The organism is Candidatus Protochlamydia sp. R18, assembly GCF_000648255.1.
In the GTDB taxonomy this organism is placed as follows: domain Bacteria; phylum Chlamydiota; class Chlamydiia; order Chlamydiales; family Parachlamydiaceae; genus Protochlamydia; species Protochlamydia amoebophila.
Genome location: NZ_BASL01000663.1, coordinates 1 through 25,987, shown reverse-complemented (window position 1 = coordinate 25,987; position 25,987 = coordinate 1). Strand labels below are relative to the sequence as shown.

At 34.2% G+C, this 25,987-nt stretch carries 17 protein-coding genes and 3 pseudogenes; 12 read left to right on the top strand and 8 right to left on the bottom strand.

Translation table 11 applies throughout. The annotated features are described in order from the left end of the window. Positions 1 to 27 precede the first annotated feature (27 nt). Complete coding sequence (locus TY19_RS04355; protein ID WP_052354774.1) at positions 28 to 2,322, bottom strand: amino acid permease; 2,295 nt, start codon at positions 2,320 to 2,322, stop codon at positions 28 to 30. Positions 2,323 to 3,568: 1,246 nt separating this feature from the next. Here TY19_RS04355 and zwf point away from each other — a divergent pair. The 7 genes from zwf to TY19_RS04320 all read left to right on the top strand — a co-directional run bounded on the left by zwf (position 3,569) and on the right by TY19_RS04320 (position 11,407). Further along, positions 3,569 to 5,119 (top strand): glucose-6-phosphate dehydrogenase, encoded by a 1,551-nt coding sequence (gene zwf, locus TY19_RS04350; RefSeq protein ID WP_079979219.1) that lies wholly within the window; start codon positions 3,569 to 3,571, stop codon positions 5,117 to 5,119. Between the two features lie 231 nt (positions 5,120 to 5,350). Next, the gene (locus TY19_RS04345) at positions 5,351 to 6,427 is read left to right on the top strand and encodes a glucose-6-phosphate dehydrogenase assembly protein OpcA (RefSeq protein WP_042280526.1); all 1,077 of its coding nucleotides are present in this window, start codon (positions 5,351 to 5,353) and stop codon (positions 6,425 to 6,427) included. Position 6,428: 1 nt separating this feature from the next. Beyond that, entirely contained in the window at positions 6,429 to 7,211 is a 783-nt protein-coding gene (gene pgl, locus TY19_RS04340) for a 6-phosphogluconolactonase (protein WP_042280525.1), read from the top strand. A gap of 44 nt (positions 7,212 to 7,255) precedes the next feature. After that, entirely contained in the window at positions 7,256 to 8,287 is a 1,032-nt protein-coding gene (gene tsaD, locus TY19_RS04335) for a tRNA (adenosine(37)-N6)-threonylcarbamoyltransferase complex transferase subunit TsaD (RefSeq protein WP_042280523.1), read from the top strand. A 118-nt stretch (positions 8,288 to 8,405) separates the two neighbouring features. Next, entirely contained in the window at positions 8,406 to 8,561 is a 156-nt protein-coding gene (gene rpmG, locus TY19_RS04330) for a 50S ribosomal protein L33 (RefSeq protein WP_011175367.1), read from the top strand. Between the two features lie 26 nt (positions 8,562 to 8,587). Further along, positions 8,588 to 10,720 (top strand): ABC transporter permease, encoded by a 2,133-nt coding sequence (locus tag TY19_RS04325; protein ID WP_042280522.1) that lies wholly within the window; start codon positions 8,588 to 8,590, stop codon positions 10,718 to 10,720. Further along, positions 10,721 to 11,407, top strand: coding sequence for an ABC transporter ATP-binding protein (locus TY19_RS04320; RefSeq protein WP_042280521.1), 687 nt, complete (start codon positions 10,721 to 10,723; stop codon positions 11,405 to 11,407). Here the strand turns inward: TY19_RS04320 and TY19_RS04315 are convergent. Beyond that, on the bottom strand, positions 11,393 to 12,088 hold the full coding sequence (locus TY19_RS04315) for a hypothetical protein (protein WP_148300630.1): 696 nt from the start codon (positions 12,086 to 12,088) through the stop codon (positions 11,393 to 11,395). The genes TY19_RS04320 and TY19_RS04315 overlap by 15 nt on opposite strands. Before the next feature lie 177 nt (positions 12,089 to 12,265). Next, a complete protein-coding gene (locus tag TY19_RS04310) occupies positions 12,266 to 13,093 on the bottom strand; it encodes a hypothetical protein (protein WP_042280519.1) in 828 nt (275 codons plus the stop codon). Between the two features lie 257 nt (positions 13,094 to 13,350). Between TY19_RS04310 and TY19_RS04305 the strand changes: the two genes are divergently transcribed. From TY19_RS04305 to tdh, 3 genes are all read left to right on the top strand, one after another. Next, entirely contained in the window at positions 13,351 to 14,433 is a 1,083-nt protein-coding gene (locus TY19_RS04305) for a thioredoxin domain-containing protein (RefSeq protein ID WP_042280518.1), read from the top strand. 45 nt (positions 14,434 to 14,478) lie between these two features. Beyond that, positions 14,479 to 15,669: a glycine C-acetyltransferase gene (locus TY19_RS04300; protein ID WP_042280517.1), complete on the top strand. Its 1,191-nt coding sequence runs from the start codon at positions 14,479 to 14,481 to the stop codon at positions 15,667 to 15,669. A gap of 237 nt (positions 15,670 to 15,906) precedes the next feature. Next, positions 15,907 to 16,935 carry an L-threonine 3-dehydrogenase gene (gene tdh / locus TY19_RS04295; RefSeq protein ID WP_042280516.1) on the top strand — a complete coding sequence of 343 codons (1,029 nt, stop codon included), beginning with the start codon at positions 15,907 to 15,909 and terminating at the stop codon, positions 16,933 to 16,935. Between the two features lie 251 nt (positions 16,936 to 17,186). Here tdh and TY19_RS11605 read toward each other — a convergent pair whose 3' ends face one another. Beyond that, complete coding sequence (locus TY19_RS11605; protein ID WP_052354773.1) at positions 17,187 to 17,855, bottom strand: dual specificity protein phosphatase family protein; 669 nt, start codon at positions 17,853 to 17,855, stop codon at positions 17,187 to 17,189. An 86-nt stretch (positions 17,856 to 17,941) separates the two neighbouring features. Continuing rightward, entirely contained in the window at positions 17,942 to 20,236 is a 2,295-nt protein-coding gene (locus TY19_RS04285; RefSeq protein WP_052354776.1) for a heavy metal translocating P-type ATPase, read from the bottom strand. Between the two features lie 665 nt (positions 20,237 to 20,901). Between TY19_RS04285 and TY19_RS12715 the strand changes: the two are divergent. Beyond that, positions 20,902 to 21,634, top strand: a pseudogene (locus tag TY19_RS12715) (IS1 family transposase). A 275-nt stretch (positions 21,635 to 21,909) separates the two neighbouring features. On the opposite strand, the gene TY19_RS18555 reads toward TY19_RS12715, so the two are convergent. The 3 genes and pseudogenes from TY19_RS18555 to TY19_RS12705 all read right to left on the bottom strand — a co-directional run bounded on the left by TY19_RS18555 (position 21,910) and on the right by TY19_RS12705 (position 25,121). Then, positions 21,910 to 22,317 (bottom strand): hypothetical protein, encoded by a 408-nt coding sequence (locus tag TY19_RS18555; RefSeq protein ID WP_052354772.1) that lies wholly within the window; start codon positions 22,315 to 22,317, stop codon positions 21,910 to 21,912. Positions 22,318 to 22,362: 45 nt separating this feature from the next. Further along, on the bottom strand, positions 22,363 to 24,219 hold the full coding sequence (locus TY19_RS04270) for a hypothetical protein (RefSeq protein ID WP_042280513.1): 1,857 nt from the start codon (positions 24,217 to 24,219) through the stop codon (positions 22,363 to 22,365). 201 nt (positions 24,220 to 24,420) lie between these two features. Then, a pseudogene (locus TY19_RS12705) lies at positions 24,421 to 25,121 on the bottom strand (IS1 family transposase). A gap of 448 nt (positions 25,122 to 25,569) precedes the next feature. Here TY19_RS12705 and TY19_RS04265 point away from each other — a divergent pair. After that, positions 25,570 to 25,987: pseudogene (locus tag TY19_RS04265) on the top strand (IS5 family transposase); the annotation flags it as partial.

Here is a 25,987-nt window from a genome sequence, read left to right as displayed (position 1 = left end):
ATAGTTGATTCAGCATCGACTAGATATTTATAATTCTCCTTCAAGAACTTCTAATTGAAGCTTTAAAACTTCTTCTAAATTGGTCTGTTCAGCACTTAGGACTAGGGCGACAGGAGGAAAATCCGTTGCTTTTTGGGGAAGAGCTTGGAAATAAGCTCCATATTCCTCTAAAGTCTCCCCTTCTGCGGGAGCGCGCATGCCCATAAAAACCATCGCCGCTTGTGTAGAAAAAAATCGCATGACTTGAATTTTTTCTTGTTCAGGATTGGAAGCCACTAAAACAGTTGTTTCAATATTTAATCGATTCTTCTTAATTAACTCCTGAAACTCTTGCATTCTCTGCTGACGGATTTGTTCATCAGAAACTAAGCTAACTAAGCAAATACGAGTTTTTTTCCAAGAAGGATTTTTTCGGAGCATATAAGCAAACACCATCATTAATTCACAATTGCGTTGCGAATTATCATCCCACCAAATGTGGATATCTCCTTTGATAATAGGTTTCTTGAAAGGAAACTCAAAAGATTTTTGTTCATCGTTCAGAATAACTACATTTTTTCCTCGCTTGTGAGCCAATTTAATGACTTCAAGATAACTAATTAATGTTTCTTCTTGAGAAGTTCCACCACAAACAATCGTATTAGGTGTCAGAGGACCAATTCCATAATGTGCAATCATCTGCTTCATTCCAGAAGACACGCTTTTTGCTTGATGAAGAGTGACTAAAGCTTGAATATCATGGTGTTTTAATAAAGTCTTAATTCTTTGATCTAGCTGGGTAATTTGAGCCTGACTAGCTTGCTCTGGGGAGAAGAATGAAGCCATGGTTAAAAAGCCTTTAGAATGAGCAATCGCATTTGAAAAGCTTAAAAGCTGATCCGAAACTAAAGAAGGTTTACCGGTAAACACTAAAAAGTTTGGTCGCCAAGAACGAGAGGATGGCATTTCGTTTGCTAAGCGATAAATAACGGCTCGGGAAAAAAACATAAAAATTCCATAACGGATATCGTCCCAAGCAGTGTTAATTCTTTGTCTTTTTAAAGCTAGATAGATAACAAATACTAGTCCTAAAGCTAAAATTGCTGCCCCTGAGTTAATCATTAACATCGCTATAACGCAAAGTAGTGTCCCTGTTAAGGAGATAATCCATGGTAAGGGAAAAGTAGGGCGCCAACTTGGATTAGACATTAAATCTTCTAAACCTGTCGCTAAATTTAAAACTGCATAGCAAATTAAGCAAATCATCGTTAAGAGAGGAGCAATCACGTTAATACTTCCAAAACAAATTCCAATTAGAGCAATTGCAACGGTCAATGCGGTGGCTATACGAGGTTCGCAGTAAGGTCCATATTCCCTAGCAAATATGCGTGGAACGATTCCATCTTCGGCTAAAGCTTGCAATGTACGTGGCGCACCTAATAGACCACCAATGGCACTAGAAAGAGTTGCCCCCCAAATACCTAAAATGATTAGAGACTCAAACTTGGCAACATGTTGAATTACTAAAGGATCCATAACAAGCCTGTTTAAAGGAACCATTTCAAAAAGAAAAAGAGAAATTCCTATATAAATAACATATGCTGTTAATACTGCTGTAATTGTTCCTAAAGGTAAAGAACGGCTAGGATCTTTTAAATCTCCAGATAAAGAAGCACTGGATTCAATTCCTGTTAAGGCAGGAAAGAAAATAGCAAAAATAGCCCAAAAAGAGGAGGGAGAAGAATCATTTAAAGGAGTATAGGAATATAAATCTAAATTTGCTGGATTTCCTGTAAAAAGAGAGTATAGGGAAGCTATAATAATGACAAAAATAACCAGCTGAATTTTTAAAGCAAAATTCGTGGATACGTAAGCTAATAAAGTTAAAACACAAAGAGTTGCAATTCCAATGGCTACCGCAGAAAATTGCGGAAAAAGAGACTGAAAAGATTCTGTAAAGCCTACAATGCAAAATGATACGCTAATACTTTGCTTAAGGAATAAAGGGATGCCGATTGAACTACCAACTTCTAGACCAAGCGCTCGCGAGATAATATAGTAAGCTCCCCCTTTTCCGACCTTAATATTGGTAGCGGCGGCAGACATGGAAAGAATTGTAATTAGGGTGATAATACTCGCTAAAGTAATAATAAAAAGAGTGGAATAAAGTCCAGCGCTTCCTACAATCCATCCCAATCGAAGAAAAATGATGACTCCAAACATCATCAGAATGCTGGGAACATAAATTCCAAAAAATGTTCCAAATTTAGGCCTTTGCTCAATTGTTACTTGATCAGCCAGTGAGGGTTGAAAAGATGTTGTTTGACCCACTGTATAACTCATAAGCGCCTTCCTTTTTTAAACGAATAGAGGCAAATTTTGAAAAAATTTTCTCTAAATAAAAGAAAATTTTTATTGAAAACTTACCTTTAATTCTTTCACCCGAATTTTTGGGTTTTTATTCTTCTACTCACTTGTATTTCAATAATTTCTTTTCAAATTAAAAATCGGTAAATCAATCAATTATGAATTATTAATTTAACGTGATAAAATTTATTCTCATTCAATCAATACTAGTTTAATCTAAATTTTTAATCAAGAACACAGGGCTATTTATAAAAAAGAATGAACCGCAAAAAGTAAATGTTTATAAAAAATGCCTAAAAAGAAATCTGATATCAGATTTTAAAGATGCTAAATAGGGAGCCTGGGTAGTGGGCAATTTTTAAAAGTTCATTCCTACTCTTAAAAATTATTTAGATTTAAAATAATATTTTTGTTTTAATTAAGATATAAAATTCTTAAAGACAATAAAAAAATTTTATATAGCTGATTGATTTTCCATTCTATAAAATTCAGGATTGCTAGCTAAAACTTTTTTTGGAGTAATAAAAGTTCCCGCAAAAATGGTGCGTCCTGTTAACTTCATGCGTTTTCACTTTAGCAATTATGTTATATAAATTTTTTGCTATAATTATAAACTTCAAATAATTGAAATGTAAATCATTAATCATTTTCTTTCACTCCTACATTTATTTTTTGCAGCAGTTACTACCTCCAAAAGAAATCGATACCATAAAGCTGGCAAAGGATTTAAAATAATTTCAAAGCTTTTCCTATTATTCATGTGATTTTACTTACATCTATCACGAAAATACAAATTCTCTGATAGAAAGTTGAGATTAGGAAATAAATTTCCATGATTCATACCTTACGAAAAATCAAAATAATTTCCTCTGTTTACATTATACGCGTTTGGAGCAGGAAATAGAAATTGCGGATGATGATTACATTAACACAATCGTCTAGAATAAAGCTTTAAAGAGCTTTTTTCATTTTGCATTTTTTAGAAAGGACTGAAATTATTTATAATTTTTCTCAAATAAAATAAATAAAAACTTAACAAACAGAACAATTAACGCATTAACAATAAAATAAATATAAATTTAATGAAAAAATCAAATTCAAAAAAAAATTTATCTGACTGTTGACGAAAATTTCTTAAATAAGCCTAATCAATTTACAAATCACGTAGCGAGGGAAATGCTAATTCGCTATGCTGCGATTAAATTATTAGGTGGTTTTAACTATGCATAACTCGCATTATTTTGTTAATCCTTTGAACGAACCGAATCGACCCATAAAAATTCCAGAATCTTGTATTTTAGTCATTTTTGGAGCGACCGGTGATTTAACAGCTCGTAAACTAATTCCAGCTTTATATAACTTGGCAAGAGACGGCCAACTTCCTGGTCATTTTGCCTGTGTAGGCTTTGCTAGAAGGGCAAAAACACATGATGAGTTTCGGGAAGAAATGTTAGAAGCAGTTAACAAATTTTCAAGATCGAAACCAGTTGAACAAGAACTCTGGAAACGCTTTCGTGAACAATTGTTTTATCATCAATCAGAATTTGATGATGATGAAGGGTATAAAAGCCTAAACCAATTTTTAGAAAAACTCGACACACAAATGGGAACTAAAGGTAACCGAGTTTTTTATTTATCTATCCAGCCTAGCTATTTTCCTCTCGTTGTTGAAAAGCTTAGCCAACACCAATTGACATACCCAGTTAAACAAGTCAAAGACAAATGGAGTCGTGTCATTATAGAAAAGCCTTTTGGAAGAGATATTGAATCAGCAAAACAACTTCAACAAGATCTTGTGCAACACCTAGATGAAAGTCAAATTTATCGAATTGATCATTATTTGGGAAAAGAAACTGTACAAAATTTATTAGTTTTTAGATTTGGTAATCCCATCTTTGAATCAGTTTGGAATAACCATCATATTGATAATATACAAATTACTGTTGGTGAAGAAATTGGAATTGGTTCTCGCGGTCGATTTTGGGAAGAAGCCGGAATGTTGCGAGATATTGTCCAAAATCATGTGATGCAACTTCTTTCTCTTGTTGCGATGGAACCCCCGACGAGTCTCCAAGCCAACTCAGTCCGCGGCGAAAAAGTTAAAGTCATTGAAGCTATTAGACCTATCCCCTTCGATTCAATGGAACAATGCGTCATCCGGGGTCAATATGGATCTGGATTCATTAACGGGGAGCCCGTTAAAGGATATCGAGATGAGGAAAATGTAGACTCTAAATCTTTTGTTGAAACCTACGTTGCCTTGCAACTTTCTATCGATAACTGGCGTTGGGCTGGAGTCCCCTTCTATTTACGTGCTGGTAAACGCCTACCCAAACGGGCTACTGAAATTGCGATTACTTTCAAAAAAGCCCCCGGGTATCTATTTGAAGGAACTTCAGCTTTGATTGACTCAAACGTTTTAGTGATCCGTATTCAACCTGATGAAGGAATTTCATTGAGAATTAATTGCAAAGTCCCTGCATTAAACACAGTCATTCAACCAGTAAAAATGGATTTTCGTTACGGATCTTACTTTGGTGCCATTCCCCCCGAAGCTTATGAAAGGTTAATTTGTGATTGCATGGCCGGGGATAATACTTTATTTGCTAGAGATGACGAAGTTATTATGTCTTGGAAGTTGCTCACGCCTATTTTAGAACATTGGAAAGAAACATCCCCGACAGATTTTCCAAATTATGCCGCAGGAACTTGGGGGCCAGACCGAGCCGAAGAAATGCTAAAACGCCAAGGACGCCATTGGAGACTTATTTAACTATATCAAATATCAAAAGGTAATTTATAAACCATCGATAAAGTATAATTTTGTGAATTGACTTAAATTTATGTGTTTATTTTTGATATTTGGTATAGCCTGAATTTTGAACTTTTCTTTCTGATAATCAGAGGCTTTAATTGATAATTAGAAAAATTTATCTACCAATTATCTGAAACTTAAATAAAAATCCTTCAACTTCAGGTTAAAATATAAAATGGATTATTTGATATGGAATTAGAAAAAAAAGAAATTGTTCCTGATCTACAAACAGAATTTAATAAATTAGCTAATACCCAGCAATCAAAAACAAAAGCCTGTTTATTTAATCTTATTATTTATATTCAAGAAAAATCCCGTTCGGATTACTTTACCAGTATGGTAAAAATGATTGCCAAGCAATTTCCATGTCGAATTATTTTCGTTCAAGGCGATCGAACAACAAAAGATTCTTATCTGCGAGTAAATGTTTCGACTGAGATCGGAAAAGAGACTAAAGGATTTACCTGTGATCAAATTCTTATCGAAGCGGCAGGTAAAGAACTTTCTAAAGTTCCTTTTTTGATTTTACCTGTATTCGTTCCAAGTTTACCCATTTACCTAATTTGGGGGGAAGACCCAACAACAGAAAATACGATTCTTCCTCATCTACAAAAATTTGCCACAAGATTGATTTTTGATTCCGAATGCACAAAGGATCTTCAACATTTTAGTCAAACCATGCAGCAAAAAATTCAATCGTCCTCTATTCAAATTGTGGACATGAATTGGGCTCGTATTGGAGGCTGGAGAGAAATTGTAGCACAAACTTTTGATAGTAAAGAAAGATTTGGACAATTAGCCACTGTCAAATCTGTTAAAATCACTTACAATAATTTACCTTCTCCGTTTTTTACCCATCCTGATACACAAGCCATTTATTTACAAGCCTGGTTAGCTTCAAGACTTGGATGGAAATTTATTAAACGAAAGATTGAACAAGCTGTTCACACCCTTTATTATAAAGGGAATAAAGAAACTGTTAAAATCCAACTGATTGGCGTTACAGATAAAGAATTATCCCCAGAAGATATTATTGCTATTGATGTATCCGATGACATTGATTATGTGTGTCACCTAAAAAGACAAGGAAATAACCAAGTATCTGTTCAAGCCTGCAATCAATATCAATGCGAACTTCCTTTTACATTATGGTTACCAACTATCCGTACAGGCCGTAGTTTTATGCAAGAAATTTTTTACCAGAAAGTCAGTCATCACTATTTAGATATGCTACATTTGATCAGTCAAGCTAATTGGAGTTTATAATATGCAAACAGCTCATTGGAAAACATCTATTCGATCGTTTGATGAAAGGCGTGATTTTATCGTTGTCGGAAATGCAGAAGAAACAATTCAATTTTGCGTAAAACAATTCATAGAAATTGGGCAAGAGGCAATTGAAAAGCGGGGTTTGTTTACAGTGGCTTTATCAGGAGGACAAACCCCTAATGCTATTTTTAAAAAATTGAGTCAACAAGACTATTTAAAACAATTGGACTGGACTAAAGTTTTCTGTTTTTGGAGTGATGAAAGGAGCGTTCCTCCGACAGATACGGAGAGCAATTATGCCATGGCTATGGAATCTGGCCTCGCAAAACTTCCTTTAAAAAGAGAACATATTTTTCGCATGAAAGCAGAAAGTGACATTGAAGAGAACGCTCTCGAGTACGAAGCCATCATACGTGAGAAAGTCTCTTCTAATAGTTTTGATTTATTAATGCTAGGAATGGGAGATGATGGTCATACAGCATCACTTTTTCCTCATACGCAAGGCTTACATGCAAAAGATCGTCTAGTCATTGCTAATTACGTTCCCCAAAAACATACTTGGCGCATGTCTTTGACCTATGAATGTATTCATTTGGCTAAAACGATTTGTATTTACGCCATGGGAAAGAAAAAAGCCAATATGGTTGCTCAAGCATTAACAAAAAGCTATGATCCAGATAATCTTCCCATCCAACGTATTGGTACAACACATCATAAAGCTCTATGGATTTTAGATCATGAGGCTGGTGAAAAACTCTTGCAAATTTTCCAAAGACGGTAAACACTTAAGACAAAAATCCACAAAAATGAAATAGTTTAGACCTTATGTTAGTTTTGGGAATAGAAAGTACTTGTGATGAAACAGCGTGTGCCATCGTTCGTCATGGAAAAGATATTTTGTCAAACGTTGTCGCTTCTCAAATTGATTTACACAAAGAATACGGAGGCGTTGTCCCTGAACTGGCTTGTCGACGGCATATTGATCTAATCATTCCAGTCATTGATCAAGCTCTTAATCAAGCAAAATTAACACTTGAACAAATTGATTTAATTGCGGTTGCAAATGGCCCAGGGTTAATTGGAGCTTTACTGATTGGTTTAAATACTGCTAAAGCACTCGCTTTAGCCCTTCGAAAACCTTTTATTGGCATTAATCACGTGGAAGCTCATTTATATGCAGCGATTATGTCACACCCTCAAGATGTTCAGTTTCCTTGTTTAGGCGTCGTTCTGTCTGGCGGTCATACTGCTCTTGTTTTAATTAAACAAATTGGCCAATACGAACTTATCGGACAAACTGTGGATGATGCTGTCGGAGAAGCTTTTGATAAAGTCGCTAAGATGCTTAATCTTCCCTATCCCGGTGGACCAGAAATAGAAAATTTAGCAAAGCACGGTCGTTCTGTTAAATTTAATTTTAAAGCTGGACAAGTGAAAGGTCGTCCTTTGGATTTTTCTTTCAGCGGACTAAAAACAGCAGTTCTTTATGCTATCAAAGATCCTAAAGCGCTTAAAGAGACAGTTCTTTTATCCTCCGAAATGACTCAAGATATCGCAGCAAGTTTTCAAGAAGCCGCTTGCAGTGATATTGTGAAAAAATCTCTATTGGCTGCAAAACAATATGGTGTCAATACTCTCTTATTTGGGGGAGGTGTAACAAATAATTATTACTTAAGAAAATTATTTTCTGTGGCCAATTCAAACTTAAACTATATATGGCCTTCTGCCGGTTTAAGTTTGGATAATGCTGCCATGATCGCAGGTCTTGGATACTACCGTTATCAATTACAAAACAAAAGTGATTCTATGGATTTAGAACCATTAACACGAACCCCTTTACAATCCGTAAAAGAATAGATTTCGCGCATAAACAAACTGAAAAGTTACAAATATTCTTATTTCGACTATTGAATTTAAACATTTATTAAGTTAAGATTAATAATCTTAAGAAAAACCCCATGGATGGAGCTAATCAATGGCCAGCAAACGTGAAAACATTAAAATGAAAAGTTCAAAAAGTCACTATCATTACTACACATCAAAAAATAAAACTTCAACTCCAGGACGTCTAACATTAGTTAAATATGATCCAGTCGTACGTGAGAGAGTAGAATTTAAAGAAACAAAGTAATTTTTTTTACTTTTGGTGCATAAAACATGTTTGAGCTTTCTGTCGCCTGCAAATATCTTATTCCCCGCCGGCGACAGCTCTCTGTTTCCATTATAAGTATCATCTCTGTTTTAGTCATTAGCCTAGTTGTCTGGTTAATCATTGTTTTTTTCTCCGTTACCAATGGCCTAGAAAAAAATTGGATTTATAAACTCACTACTTTAACCGCACCTGTTCGAATTACTCCTACCGATGCTTATTACCACTCTTACTATTATCAAATTGATAGTTTAAGCGAAAATTCCGGTTATAGTCACAAAACAATACGGGAAAAGAACGAATCACAGTTTACAGATCCTTACGATAAAGATTATGATGAAGAAATTCCTTCTCACTGGCAGACTCCAGATCGCCACCCTGATGGATCTCTAAAAGACTTTGTTAAATTAGCTTTCAATTCGATTCGGGATCTGAAGAAAATACCTGGCTTATATGCTCAAGACTTTGAATTAACAGCTAGCCATATTAAACTTCGCCTTCAAAGAGACATGTCCGTTTTGCATGCACATAACTTTTATGGAGGTGCAACACAATCGTATTTAGCTTATCCAACCTATTTAGGTAACTTCGAAGCAAATAACTCCAAAATTGGCCAAACTTTTTTACCTATCGAATCGAAAGATCTCAATAATTATTTACAACTGATTCCTTTTGCAGAGAATCATGAAGATAATCCAGATGAAAAAATTCCTTTTCCTCAAACGATACTGCAAAAAAGATTAAGAAATTTTTTTGATCATGTCGTGATCAATCAACTACAAGCTAAATCATTTGGTTGGACAATTCCGAAATCTTTGTTTCCTTTAAAAGCCCATTGGCAAGGATGTGCTGTTGCTAAAGAAAACCATATTTTACGAATTGTTGTTCCTGCCCAATCTGAAAAATGCATGCAAATTCAAAAGTCTCTTGAAGACCAAGGCTTGGAAACGATTTTGGGACAATTGCATCTCGATGAAGGAAAAGCAATATTTTATGGAAAAAATCAAACTGTTTTTAATGATCTAACAAAAATTCCTATCACTTACGCTAGTGGGAATTCTTTTAAAGCTCATTTAATCTCCTCTTCTATCGAACGAGCCAAAAGATTAGATGATCTTACTTTTGAGATAAGTGTGCCTATCCAAGGTGATATTTTAAAAGGAAATGCCCCTTATCGAGGACTAGAAATTGCCTCTGCGGAATTAAAACCCACCAATAAAAACTTTGGCAACCCCTTCTGGGTTTATCAATCATCCGCAAATTCAAATTTTATTCTTCCCTCGGATTCGGATATAGGCGGAGGGGTAATTTTACCTAAAAGTTTCAGAGAAGCTGGGGTTTTGATTGGCGATCGGGGACACTTAAGCTATTTTGCTGCGACTGCAAGCCTTTTGCAAGAACAGCGTCTTCCAATTTATGTTGCAGGATTTTATGATCCAGGGATTATTCCAATTGGTAATAAATTTGTTTTAGCCAATCCAGAAATCACCTCCATTATTCGAGCATCTCATAATCAAGATGATAAATCTAGTTTAACGAATGGAATTAATGTTCGTTTCGATCATTTAAGCCAAGCAGATGAAGTGAAAGACGCTTTATTAAAGGCTTTTCAAACGAATGGGATCAGTCGTTACTGGGATATACAAACTTATAAAGAATACGAATTTACAAAAGAAATTATTCAAGAGCTTCAGAGTCAAAAAAATATTTTTATGTTGATTGCCGTGGTTATTATTCTCGTGGCCTGTTCTAATATCATTTCTATGCTCGTTATTTTGGTAAATGATAAAAAAGTTGAGATCGGAATTCTTCGTTCAATGGGAGCTTCTTCAAAAAGTATTGCCCTTATATTTGGATTTGCAGGTGGAGTAATTGGTATCCTAGGAAGTTTAATTGGAATTGGAGCAGCTATACTGACTTTAAGTTATTTAAGCACTCTCATTGCCTTTTTAAGTCGTTTGCAAGGACATGATATGCTTAACGCTTCTTTTTATGGGCAAATGTTAACATATGAAATTAGTTATGAAGCGTTATTTTTTGTTTTAGGGGCGACTTGTATGATTTCTTTACTAGCAGGTATTGTACCTGCTGTCAAGGCTTGTCTTTTAAAACCCTCTCAAATTCTAAGATCTGGGAGTTAAATGGATTCTCATTCAACCTTAATTCTTGAAGCTCATGATATTCAAAAGAACTTCTATCATCCTGTGCAAGTAAAAATTCTACAAAGCGTTTCTCTTCAAGTTCGAATGGGAGAATCGGTGGCGATTATAGGAAGATCGGGAGAAGGAAAAAGTACATTATTACAAATTTTAGGTACACTCGAACAACCCTGTTCAGGAACTTTAACAATTGATAATCAGGTAATCTCCTCTTCAAATAAATCTCAAATACGAAACGAATTAATTGGGTTTGTTTTTCAATCGTTTCACTTACTTGAAGATTATACAGCCTTAGAAAATGTTTTGATGCCTGCACGCATTGGAAGAAAATCTGTCGCAAAAGGAAGCTTGACAGAACAACGAGGAATGGAACTTCTTCATCAAGTTGGACTTCAAGAACGTGCTCATTTTCATACAAAACTTTTGTCTGGCGGTGAAAAACAACGAATTGCATTAGCTAGAGCTATGTGCAATGATCCTAAATTAATCTTTGCAGATGAGCCTTCAGGTAATCTCGACAGACAAACTGCTCATCTCATGCATGATATTTTACTAAAATTTATTCACGGGCAACAAAAAGCTCTTGTTTTAGTTACTCATGATCCAGAATTAGCCAAACTTTGTTCGTCTCAATATGAGCTTATTAACGGTCGCTTATATCGCCGGTAATTGGCGCTTGAAAATGACGGCTCTTTCAGAAGGAGTGGAAAATAAATTTACATCTAAATCAAGATGGTTACAAAAATCCATATATTTATAGATTAAAGGAACGAGAATGATATTCTGAATAATCGTTTCAATAGCTAAAAAAATTGGAATCGATGTATGCATTGGCAAAGTAAATCCTAAATGATGCGTCACAACTCTTGCAATAGCAAAACTTGCATTATCAATTATCGTAGATTTAAATACATTCCAGACACGAAAACGACACATCTCAAGAAAGGAAGCATCCTGTACATTTTCTTGCGTTACTAAATGACAACATCGAATAGCAAAAACATAGGAAAAGCATAAATCGATTTTGCTCAACACAATATCTTTAAGGTAAGTTCCAATTCGATAATAATAACGGGTTTGTTTAATAAAATTGCTTTCAAGCATCTCTGGCGAAAATCTAGCATTTAAAGTTTGAAGTGCTTGCAATTCCCATTGCTCAAAGACTTTTTTTATCTGAAAAGCAACAATAAACCAGACAGCGTAATTAATAGGATTAATTCCAGTTTTAGGGAAAATCTTCCGACCAACTAAACCATACGTCCCTCCAGCCACGGCGGCTAACCCGACAGATTCGACTTGGTTATATAAATAGCTAGGAGTTGTAATAACACGATTAATAGAATCAATCATAAATGATTTTTTTACTAAAATTTTTTGTGCTGCTAACTTACTTGAGAATATTTTTTTTTGCAATCTTAGAATTTTTTATTCAAGAAAAATTTTACAATAAGATTTTCGAGCACTATAAATTAAGTAAAAAGTTTAATCTATGAAACTAGCGATTGATACAAAATTTTAAACAATAAGCTAAACAGCTTGCTCTATTTCTATATGCTGACTGTTCGCTACTATAACTTGTTCTTGTATAGAGTCGGATTGCCCACTAGTCTGAGATGCTTGTTTAGATAGTTCTTCTTCCTCTGCTCGTATTTTGTTATGAACAGCCGTAAATTTATCTAATAAGCCATGGACAAATTGTAAAATGTGCATACTTAAAATGAGTTCGCCACCGACAAAAATATAGCCACATTTTTTTACTAATCCTATTCCCAACTCTTGAGGAATTGAGGTAACGAAAGATTCTTTAACTTGTTCAATCAATGCACGGCGAAAAATTTCTAAAAAAACTAAATCGTTATCTTTTATATGGTAATCCAAAATTTGTTGCTTCGTCCGAATTTTTAGCGTATAAGAAAAAACTGCGTCTATTTTTTTTTCTACGTTTTCCCCAAAACGAACAACTGACCACGAACACTTTCTTAATTTATCTACAAGGTTAGATTTCCTTTCAGGCAAATTTTCATAAATTGAACGCTCTCCAATCAATTTTAAAGCAACGAGATGTGTTAAGTTTGCAGATTCAATAATGGCAGCGCTTGCTATTCCAGACAAAACATAAGGAAAGCAAGTCACAGGTTGACCATATTCAACAAATTTAATCCAAACGAAAACGCGCTCCATTCCGTACGCCAAAAAACCAGCTACACCACCCTTAGCTAAATTTAAAGGAATCCTTAATACATAAGGAACTTGCACATCAGATGTTTGCTGTGTTTCTGTATGTATTTCACTATTTTCTAATAGCCGTGTGCCATTTCCAGTAGGAACAATGCTTAAATTGGCAGGAATTGACATGTTAACTCCCCTTTTTAAAAATTAATAAATAACTGTAACATTAAAATAATTGTTTAACAAGCTCTTTTACGACATAAATATTAAACAAAAGTTGTTATTTTTTTTAAATTTTATATAAAAAACTAATTAACTTGTTTCCAAAAAAAATCTTGACAGATGTTGCGTGATTACTAATAATGATAAAGTTTAAGTTTAAAATTATAAAATCACTGTATACGAAATATAAATACCAATCTAATTTTTAGTAGGTTAATGCAATGCATACACAATTAACGTCGACTTCAAATTCATTTAGCCAGCGAAATTTTTGGATTGTAAGCTTGTCTTTAATTTCCGGTCTTATTTTATCAATTTTATCTTGGCTTGAGCTATGCGTTGAACATTGTTCTGCTAATCAGGAATATCGACTTTTTGGAATGCCATTCGCGTTAGCAGGAATGGCTTTTTTTCCTGCTATGCTAGCGATTCATTTTTTCTCTAAACAATTTCCTAGTCTTTCAAAATTAACAAGTTGGTCTTTAGCTGCTGCATTTGGCGCTGAAATCATGTTTATTTTGATCCAAAAATATGAGATAGGACATTGGTGCCCAGTTTGCCTGGGCATTGCACTTACGGTGACTATCGCTTGCATCGCAAGAGCCCTCCCTTACTTTAAAACTTTTTACTCTGCTATTCAGCAAGGGGAATTTATGACTAAAATCAAACAAGGTTTGCTCTCTTTATCATTTATCATTTTAGGATTTCTCATGGCATTTGTAGGGATCTCAAAAGTTGATGCGGCAGAAGATGCTATTGCGGATATGAAAAATCGCTTAATGTTTGGCTCTAAAACAAGCCCTGTTGAAGTTTATTTTGTCACCGATTGGTTCTGCCCCTCATGCAAAAAAATCGAAACGCAAATAGAAAAAATTTTGCCAGACATCCAAAATCAAGCTGCCTTATTTTTCGTGGATTACCCAATTCATAATAAAAGTATGAATTATACTCCCTATAACTTAGCTTTTTTAGTAAATGCTAAATCCAATTATTTAAAAGCCAGAGAAGTTCTCTCTCAGCTAACTGAAAAAACAGAAACTCCTCATGACAATGATGTTGTTAAGGCTGTTAAAGCTTATCACATTCCCTTTAAAGAATTGAGTTTCTTAGATGTTAAAGCTGGAATGGAATTTTTTGATAAGGTTGTTAAAAAATATGATCTTTCCGCTACACCAACGATTATTGTTACTAACACAAAAACGAATCAAGTCATCAAATTCGAAGGAACTGATGAAATTAGTGATCAGAACGTGTTAAATGCTATTCAGACTTTAAGCCAAAGTCATGAAGAAACTAGTAAATAAATATGATTAACAATTTAATAAAAAAACTACTGAAATAAAACAGCTATGGATGAAAATTTTTTATCACATATTGAAACCCAACTTGAAGATTTAAAAACACAAGGTTTATATAAACAAGAGCAAGAAATCACTTCACCTCAAGATGCTAAAATTACTATTGCTGGCGGAAAAGAGGTTTTAAATTTTTGTTCTAATAATTATTTAGGTCTTGCAAATCACCCCGAAATTATTCAAGCAGCTGAAAAAAGCTATTCAAACTATGGTTTTGGGCTCTCCTCTGTAAGATTTATCTGCGGAACCCAAACTGTACACAAACAGCTAGAAAGGCGCCTTTCTCAATTTTTAGAAACAGATGATACAATCCTTTATTGCTCTTGTTTTGATGCTAATGGGGGTCTTTTCGAAACACTCCTTAGTACTGAAGATGCCGTAATTAGTGATGCTCTAAATCATGCTAGTATTATTGATGGAATTCGATTATCCAAAGCAAAACGTTTGCGTTACGACACGAATGACATGGCTAGCTTAGAGCAACAACTGAAAGTAGCTAAAGACTCGCGCTTCCGTTTGATTGCAACAGATGGTGTCTTTTCAATGGATGGAACAATTGCGAATTTAAGAGCCATCTGCGATTTAGCGGATGAATATCAAGCCCTTGTCATGGTGGATGACTGCCATGCAGTTGGCTTCATGGGAGCAAAAGGAAAAGGAACTTCTGAGTTTTGTGATGTCATAGGACGCGTCGATTTGATCACAGGAACCCTTGGAAAAGCTCTTGGAGGAGCACTTGGTGGATATACTTCGGGCCGCAAACCTTTAATTGATTGGTTAAGACAGCGCTCGAGACCTTACCTATTTTCTAACACCCTAGCTCCTAGCATTGCTGCTGCTTCTTTAACTGTATTAGATTTGATTGAAAAGTCTGATGATCGACGAGAAAAACTAAAGGCTAATGCGCTCTACTTTCGAGAAAAAATGACTGCTCTTGGCTTTAACCTTATTCCTGGCTCCCATCCTATTATTCCTATTATGCTAGGAGATGCTAAACTTGCCCAAAATTTTGCGGCCAAAATGTTAGAACAAGGAGTTTATGTGATTGGGTTTGCTTATCCAGTTGTTCCCCAAGGTAAAGCTCGCATTCGCACACAAATGTGTGCCAATCATACGCGAGAAAATTTAGATCAAGCCATTCAAGCTTTTGAAAAAGTAGGAAAAGAACTGAAGATCATTTCTTAATAACCGAAACTATAGCCCAAATCAAACTATACTTCATTAACCTAGAGTTTGGAATTTTATCCCAACTCTAGCAGTGATATCTTTTGCTTCACTCCAATCCTATCATCCTCCTTTTGACCTCCTCATTTTGCAAGTAAATTATTTTAATTTCTGATTGCAAAGTGAAATGAATTTGTAATCATTTCGTATGCTGACTATAATTGTTTCTCCTCAAAAAATCACATTGAAGGTCTTTTTATGAAAGGTTTAGTCAAGAAAATATCAGCTCCCGGTCTTTGGATGGAAAATTTGCCAATACCGTCGCATGTGAAAGATGATGAAGTTCTGATTAAAACAATTAAAACATCCATCTGTGGCACCGATGTTCATATTTATAAATGGGATGCTTGGGCGCAGAAAAATGTTCCTGTGCCTTTGGTGATTGGTCATGAATTTATTGGTGAAATAGCGGAATTTGGAAAAAATGTTAAAGGATTTAAAATTGGAGAACGGGTATGCGGGGAAGGACATATCGTTTGTAATCAATGCCCAAATTGCCGCATGGGTCGTAAGCATGTCTGCATGCACACGAAAGGGCTAGGTTATCATATTTCTGGCTGTTTTGCTGAATATTTTGTTCTTCCTGCAGAAAATGTTTTTTCTCTACCCCCTTCCATTTCTGATGATTTAGGCGCCATCTTCGACCCTTACGGAAATGCTGTCCATACTACGCTCGCCTTTAATCTTATTGGTGAAGATGTTCTTATTACAGGTGCTGGCCCAATTGGAATCATGGCAGCCGCCATTGCTAAACAAGCTGGTGCAAGACATATTGTCATCACAGATGTGAACGATTATCGTCTAGACCTTGCAAGAACTATGGGTGTCTCGCATGCTATTAATGTTAACCGAGAATCTTTAGATAATTTTATGCAATCTCTAGGAATCAAGTATGGCTTTACAGTTGGGCTTGAGATGTCTGGCCATCCTGACGGACTAAAAACTTTAACGGAAAAAATTCGACATGGAGGAAACATCGCGTTACTTGGCATTCTCCCACCTGCTACTTCTATTGACTGGAATTTAGTTATTTTTAAAATGTTAACTTTAAAAGGGATTTATGGAAGAGAAATTTTTTCAACCTGGTATCAGATGGTTCATCTTCTGGAAATTGGCTTAAATTTAGCTCCCATCATTACCCACCATTTTTCAGTTGATGATTTTGAAAAAGGGTTTGAAGTGATGTTATCAGGCCAATCAGGCAAAGTGATTCTCGATTGGGTTTAACCTTTTCCCCTGCATAAAATTTTTGATGCAGTTTACAAATTCCCCTGCATAAAATTTTTGATGCAGTTTACAAAATAATTATTAATAATTAAAAAATTATTGTGTTCAAAAGAGGATGAAAAAACATCGAATTTTTTGAAAAATATTGTCTCTATCAAAGCAATTCCAACAAATCTTTTATCTAATTCATAAATACAATGATAAACTTTTTTTCAACAAGCTTAACAATAATTTAATTTTAACTTTGTTAATCAAAAACTAAATAAATTGGTAATAGCTAAGTTTATATCCATATTTGCTTTTTTAAGGGCATTCTGAATGGCATCTTTTGAAAAACCAGTAGCAGCTCCCGTCAATAGTTGATCAGTTAAATACTCCATCATCGAATAAGAGTGCGTATTAAATAAAGACTTTTCGTAGTTTATTAATTGTTGAAAAAAACTTTGATTAGGCCCTATATTTTCTTTTTTGCTCCTCACATATATATAAGCATCTTTTAAACTTAAACTATGTTCTTTCATCAAATAAGAAATTACCACCGTACTAGATCGGGAAATACCAGCCTCACAATGAACTAAAACCTTATGTTTCTCAATGGTTCCCTCTTTAATAAATTGATGAAGCTCCAGAAAATGTTGAGAAATATTTGTATCCATTTCATCGGTTATCATAAGGTGCTTGTAAGTAAATTTTTGAATGAATTTATTAGGATAACGCGCTTCGTTTTGCCCTTTTATAGTACCAGTCAAATTTAAGATATGGGTAATTTTCTTTTTTTGTAGAAGAGATAAATTTTCAGCTTCAACGACAGATGAAAGGAATAAATTCGTGACAATTTCAGGACATTGCTTTTGACTTTCTACATCTCTTGTATTAGGCAAATCTTCTACCGTATTTACTGAAAAAGACGAAATGAACATAATTTCTTCTGAACAATTAAATTTAATTCTTTTTTAATTTTAATTGATAAGAATCAATCATCTTAATGTAAGAATTTAATGAATATCTATTTATTTAAATAGACTCTTTTAGAATTAATTAAAACAAGTAAGCTGCTCATCACCATGGCAAAAGCCGCAAATAGTGGAGTTAAGGATCCGTAAACAGCTAATCCTAAACCAATACAATTGTAAAAAAAAGCCCAAAATAAATTTTGCTTAATAATTTTATGTCCTTTTTTAGCCAAGCGATACATTTTTTGTAGTATTTGTAAACGATTGGTTGTTAAAAGAATATCAGAAACCTGAATCGAAATATCAGTCGCCGACATAACAGCAACGCCTACATGAGAAGCTGCCAAAGCCGGAGCGTCATTGATTCCATCACCAATCATCATCACAATTTCTCCCTGTTTTTTTAGCTTTTCTATCAATTCTCTTTTTTGAAGTGGATGATATTCTGCAAACCATTTTTGAAATCCGCACAATCGAGCAACGGCTTCAACAGCTAATGAAGAGTCTCCTGACACTAGCAATGTTTTTATCCCTTTTAAAGATTGAATCAACGTTTGTACTTCTGGTTGAATACGATCTCCCAAATGAATAGCAGCTAAACAAATATTTTGCTTAGCAAAAAAGACTGTCGTTTGAACCTCTATATTTTTTCTCAAATGAACTAAAGGAGTTGATATCCCCTGTTGTTGTAAAAAAATGGCTGATCCAAAATAATAGGGGGTTGTTCCTTGATACCCCCTAATTCCTCTTCCGATAATTTCTTCGATTTTTTCAATGTTGCTCTCTTCAAAATCAATAATAGCTTGATCAACTGATCGAGCGATGGGGTGATTCGAATGAGAAACTAACGCTTTTAAAACACTTTTTTCTTCTAAAGAAAGCTTTTCATAGCCACTTAAAACAGTATATTTTCCTTCTGTAACAGTTCCTGTTTTATCACAAACTAAAATTGTTTCTTTACCTAGTAAAGCTAAACAAGCTCGATTGCGAATAATAACTCCGAGCTTAGCAAATGCATTTAGTAATTGAGATTCTACTAAAGGAACAGCAATTCCAATAGCACATGGACATGAAATCAGTAAAACAGATACAGCACGAATAATTCCGGATTGTAAAGAAGTTTGATCAAAATCTTGTTGATTAAATAGTAAGCAGTAAACTAAAACCCCAATCGCTAAACATAAAACAAACGGGACAAACCATTTGACAATCGAATCAATGGTTCGTACATACTGAGCTTTATGACCAATATCTTGCTCTACCATTTCAACAATTTGAAAGAGGGCAGTTTGTTCAGAAGTAGCAGTCACTTTAATAACCAAAGATCCTTGTTGCAAAATCGTTCCAGCTAAAACATCCATCCCAACATTTTTAGGAACTGGTAAAGCCTCTCCTGTCATTAAAGATTCATTGCAAATCCCCTCTCCTTCTTCAACAATTCCGTCCAGTACAATTTTCTCACCACTCAAAACAACCAGCAAATCTCCTATGTGGATCTCTTTTAAAGAAACAAACTCATTTTTTGTTGCAGAAATTTTTTTTCTCCCGCGTCTTGGTAGCGCTCTTGTCAATTGAACAAGTGAATCTTTAGCAGAAAATTTGGCTTTCGACTCAATCATTTTTCCTAACAAGACGAAAACAATGATAACTGTCATCGAATCAAAATAAACATACGAACTCCCCCTCCACATTTCATAAATAGATAGTCCTGTCGCTGCAGCTACACCCAAAACAACTAAAGCCTCCATCCCCCATAACCCTACTTTCGCACCAGTATAAAATCTCTTCCATATTGGCCAAGCACTATAGGTTAAAACTGGTAGTGCTCCTATCAAAGAAAGCCAAGCAAATAATTGGGCATATCCTTCTGCTTGTTCATTAAAAAAACTGATATAAATTGGATAAGCAAACATCATAATATTCATCGAGAAAAATGCTGCGACAACAAAACGAAGAGATAAAGATCGACTCAACACTTGTTGGCGAGGATCCTGCAAAAAATTTGGACGATATCCCAAATTTGAGATGAGTTTTAAAATTCTTTCTTTTGTGACATGAACAGGAGCATATTCGATCGTAGCCAAATCTGTTGTATAATCAACGTAGCAATAAGTAATCCCCCATTCTTTCAAAAGAGTCAGCTTGATAACTTCTGCACAAGATGGACACCACATATCGTGAATTTCTAAATGTAGCTTTTCAAGTGTCTCTTTCTCTCCTATTTTCTGACTATTAATTTCTTCCAAAAGGCGTGGATTGGCGATCAAACCTGATTTCAAAGCTTGCTTAAACAAAGGATGTTCACTAACATTATTTAATGCTTGTTGAATGGCAAGAATTTGATGCACAGTTTGACACCCTGCGCAGCAAAATGTTTTTTCTCCATCTTTATAGAAGACAAGGTTAACAGGGCTTTGACAAAGTAAACATTCAGATGTCATAGAGTTTTGTTAAAATAGTTATTCATTTAAAAAATTAATTTAAACACTAACACACACTTCATTTGTTGGCCGCATCATTTCATTTACAGAAATATAGTATTTTAAATTCAAATTTACATGTTACTTAACGACTCTCTTCATTAATCATTTTATTTTGAGAATCTAAGACAAACTAGCGTCTAAAGTTAAGAGATGGATGATTCTACTTTCCGTTATGAATATGGCCATTTTTTTTGATTATCGTCGAGCTGCAACTTGGGCATGTTAGTGTTGTTTTAGATCTCTGCATGATGAAAACCTTATAAGAAAGCCATTTACATTAGAAAAATCAAATAAAAATTTTTAGTTGGCATGACATGTTTAGGACTATTTAATTGTTAATAATAGCAAATACTTAAAAATTGTTGATATAAAAATAAGAAGTTTTGAGACGCATATCTAATGTATAGTTAGTTGCATTTAATTGTGCACTTATGTGTGCATATTTGGTAGTGCTAAAAATAGGTAAGGCTATTTCAATAAACTGATCTAATTTGATAGATTAATTATTCTAATTCAAGCGGAGAAGAGCAATGAGATGGACGCACTGCGGCTCAGATTTGTTAAAAAAGAATAGTTATACAAGACATGAAAAGCAAAATTTTCGCTGTTTAGAGTGTGGCAAACAGTGGAGCGAAAACAATGAAGCTAAAATCATTAACGAACAAACAAAGGAACTTGTCAGAAAAGCTCTTCTAAAAAGGGTGTCTCTTCATGGAATTTGTAGAATTTTTGATGTAAGGATGCCATCATGGCTGCTAGATTTTATTAATTTCATGATCAATGTTTTGCCTGAGGATTTAAATGTACAAGTCACTTGTCATGAGAAAGACGAGTTGGAAGTGGCTACACTTGAAGGAAATGAGCGATGAGTTTTGTAGGAAACAAGAAAAATGATCAATAGTTATGGCTCGTCTTACATAAAAAAAGTCGCCAAGTGCTCGCTAGGCAAGTGGGTCCTCTAGATAAAAAAACCGCTGAGCTTCTTTTTGCAAAATGACCCGAATCATTAAAAAAAAGCCCTCTATTTCACTGATAAATTTAATGTTTATTATGAAACCGTTCCTTGGATCCAGCATCAAGCAGTTAGCAAGCAATCTAGTGAGACAAGCGACATTGAAAAATTTAATTTTACTCTTAAGACATAGGTGTGCAAGATTTGTAAAGAAAACACTTTCATTTTCTAAAAAGCTAACTAATCACATTGAGTTAATAAAATATTTTATTTGTGATTATAATAGACAATTGGGAGCCTTACCTATTTAGCACTACCCCTAGAGTTCAAAAAAGAAATAAAGAAAATCCATATTTGACATAGGCTTTAAACAAGGCATAAATGATTGAATAGAAAAAATGGTAATAGGAGAACATAAAAATATCATCATTAATCTACTTGATGAGGTCAAAATTAAAGTTTATTTAGAGAATTTTGCCGCATTCCTGTAATACTGATTCAAGTAGGGCCTCGAAAAGCTCTACTTTTCTCATTTTTATAAATAATTAAAAAAAATTGAGACTAGATTCAATTAATTTTTATTTACTTAATCATAGGTCAGCTCGCAATTTTTAAGATGGGCCTCCCTTAAATCATAAATTTTATCTTTTGATCTTTGAGTTTTCATATGAATATCGATGATATGTAGAGCCAATTTTTTTGAATCGAGTTTTTCTAACTCTAGTCTTTCGAGAGCCTCAGGCCCTTCCCACCGATAGTTTTGTTGCTGCAGGCCATGCACGAAATAAAATAATTTAAACGCTTTTGCAAAAACAGCTTTGCCATCTTTTGGATAAACCTGCCAATCAGTTTGATATTTATTTTTAAAAGATTTATCCACTGTAATACCTGATAATTCTAGCCGCTCTTTCATTTTTGGATCTAAAATTTCAATCTCCTGGTCAGGAATTAACTTGGCTACCGGTCTGTAACTAGGATTTACTAAAACAAACATAAAGTTTTCTCCTTTAATTATTCAAATTTTATTTTATTCGATATTTTAATAAAAGTTAAGCCTATTTTGCCATTCGCTCTTAATAGTTCGAATAAGTTGGATAGGAGTTTCGCCATTTTCTAAAGCCAAACGGGATTCTTTTATTACAAACTTCATCCATTCTATTGCATGACAAGGAACCATTTCCTGCTCGTTTTCATCTTCTATTTCCTGCTCGTTTTCACCTTCTATTTCCTCTTGCTCTTCAAAGTATGGGCCCTCTTCATATGCATTTAAAGATTTCATTTTCTGCTCATATATTTTTTCTGCTTCTGAAGATATTAAATCTGCTATTCCAGGTAAAAAACTGCTTTTTAATTGAGGTAGATTGTCATAACAAAGAAATAAAGGTCGACTAAGTGAGGATGCAAAGCATTGATCATGGTCAATTGCAAAAAGACGGTAAAAATCGCCTTTCCGCTGGAAAAGCAAATTACCCTCGTTGCGATCTGTATTTCCAATTAAAAGGTCTAAAATAACCATTTTTTGTAAATCTAGTAAATGAATATGATCTAACCCAAAATTTTCGTTTTCTTGTACATTTCCATATTTTACACAATCAGGGACAAACAATTGTGCTGATCCTACAGCTCCTTCTCCCAGATCGATTAATACTGTCAAGGGGATTCGAAATTGGTTGTGATAATTTATGCATGATGCCATTTGTTCATTCTTGCTTATTGTAGGATTATTATTAAAATTATATTTTGGTTTAAATATCCATTGAGGTTTTCCTTCGTCCGTTAAAGTATAAACTTCATTTACATTGCCACCTCCAAAAAGCTGAGATGATTCAATGATAGGAAATTTTTGGAGCTGCGTTCGATACTGAACCTTATCATCTACATATTTTTCATAAGCAACGGCAACACTAACCCCATTTTCTCCCATACCCCTTAGTATTTCTAAAAAAGCCGGTATTCCTTCTTCTGTGTTATTATCTATAATGGCTTTTACACCTCCTTCAGGTTTTGGTTCACTCAAACTAAACTCTTTTACTTCCTCTATTGAAAAGGTATATCCCCCTCTATTTTCAATAGATTGCAAGCAATTTAATAAACTTTTACATACAAAAGCAGGAGCTGGATTAATAACATTTATAGGCAGGGTTGCTTCTTGTTCACTTAAATGAGAAAGTAAGGGAGAAAATAATAGGGAATGTGCATCATTAATTTCTTGTTTTGTAATTGGAACGGCTTCCCTAAATCTTGCATTTAAACGCTCATTACAAACAGCCAGTAAATGAGCTGCATTTAAATCTCCTTTGGCTAAAATAAACATTTGTAACTCTTCATTTGAGATATTAAAATGTTTAGCTGCTCTTTCACACAAATTTTCTAAAATTTCTAAATCAGTTGAATTTGAAACGATTTGTTTTAACGATAGTTTAACTTGCTGATCCTCTTCCGCATCTGAACTCGTTTTTACTGATTTTTTTTGTTGTTCAAATTCAGACTTACCTTCATTTGATTTTCTTGTTCGTTTATTTGCTAGCGGTAGATCGATAAAATGTGAAAATTGATTAGATTGAGATTCCTGAATGCCAAAAGTATTTATTTCTATTTGTTCAATCCGTCTATCTATGCTTTCAATAGGTGAACGAGTATCTGGACTTCCAACACGAATGCTTGAAGTTGTTTGCGAACGAAAAGATGTTTTACTTGAATCTTTAACTACATTGATTGCTTTAGTAGCCGTTAGCTCAACTGGATTAGTTTCATTAGAATTGGTGGCTGTTAATGTCTGGTATGACCGCCCTCCAACTGGATGTTCTTTGTTTGATTCTTTTGACTCAAAATTATTTTCAGAAACAAAACTTTGAGAAGAACTAATAGGCTTAGGAAATGGATTGGGATCATTCATAAAAAACCTAAAATTTTAATTATTAAATTAATTTTTTTGCAAAAACAATTTACAATAAAATTAACAAATAACTAAATTATTTTAAATATTTATTTTTATTTTATTTAAAAATTAATCTAATAAAATTTAATTTTAAATTTATCTCAATATTTATTGATAAAAAAAAATTAGAAATTTATTCATATAGAAATGAAGGGAGCCCTAAACAGGAGATGAAAGTAAGCAATTATTATTATCAAAGATAAAATGCTTTAATGATTCCAATATGATTTGTAAGTTTTTTAGAAAATAGTAGTGTTTTTCTAACAAGCCTTAAATCTTTCAATGTCATTTGTCTTCTCTGACTTGTTTGCTACATGGCTTATGCTGGCTAAAAAGGATAAGACTTCGAAGTAAACATTGAATTTATCTGTGTAAAATTCAGCTTTTTTTTTAAATTTTCTGGTAGTTTTGCAAGAAGAGCCATGGTCGATTTCTTATCCTGTTTTCCTACATGAAAAGCCAAAATCTTGTTTTTCTATGCTTTATCAGCCAAAGCCATTGTTCGTTTGCTTTTCAATCAACAAAGCTGTGAAGTTCATCTAGCTCTAAAGCCCCAATCTCTAATTCTTCAATTTCCTCTAATATGACAGCATTTAAATGATCAAGCAGATTTTCAAATACTTGCTTTATAAAGTCTAAAATCCAAAGCATACTGACTTCAAATATGCGGCAAATTCCTTCAAGAGAAACTCTTTTCAGCAAGGCTTTATGAATTTTTTCTCTGTCTTTTCAGAAATCATTCTATTTTTCGACACCTCAACAAATTGCCTATTGCGGCTTAAACATTTGCGATTTTGCTTATCATTTTTTCTCCGTCCATTTTTAACAATCACTTGACAACCACAATCGGGACACTTCATAGATCATCATTCTAAAAAAAAGAATTATCTTACTTCATTGCCTTTTTTATCATCAGCTGTTTAGGCCTACCAAAAAAAGTTGATAACTGAATATATAGTTTGTTTCATATTGTTAATGTACTACTTAGGATATATTAAAAAGACATTACTAAATGTAACAATTGAAACATTATCGTGGTAAAATGAACAACCTAAAAAGTATGATTAGGCAATTATCAGGTAAGTGCGTAAAGACTTGATAAGAAACAGCAAATTGGATATTGGCCTTGGTATAGTGAAATAAATAAAAATTACAGACTTTGTTGCGCACATGCTAAGAATGAACAATCAATTGATTGCTTCAAATAACGAAGTAAATTTTTTAGATTTTCCCTAGATAGTGTAGTCACGAGAAATAAAATAAATGCTTAAATGTGCTACTCTTCTACGCTCATCAATGGAGCATCTTATGGAAGCGCACAGAAGACATGATATATCCGACAGAGTTTGGAATTTACTGGAACCTCATTTGCCAGGAAAAAGAGGGGCTTGGGGTGGTATAGCAAGAGATAATAGGACTTTTATCAATGCAGTATTTTGGATATTAAGAACGGGAGCTCCATGGAGGGATTTGCCTCCAGATTACGGTGGTTGGAGCAATACTCATCGGCGATTTATCCGATGGCGCAATCAAAGAGTCTGGGAAAGGTTGCTTGAGGTGCTGATTGACGATCCAGATTATGAATGGCTTGTGATAGATGCTTCGCATTGTCAAGTGCATCCTCATGCAGCGGGAGCTAAAGGAGGTAATCAGAGCATGAGTTATACAAAAGGGGGCTCAATACAAAATTGCATCTTGCCGTGGATGCGCATGGTCTGCCGATCAG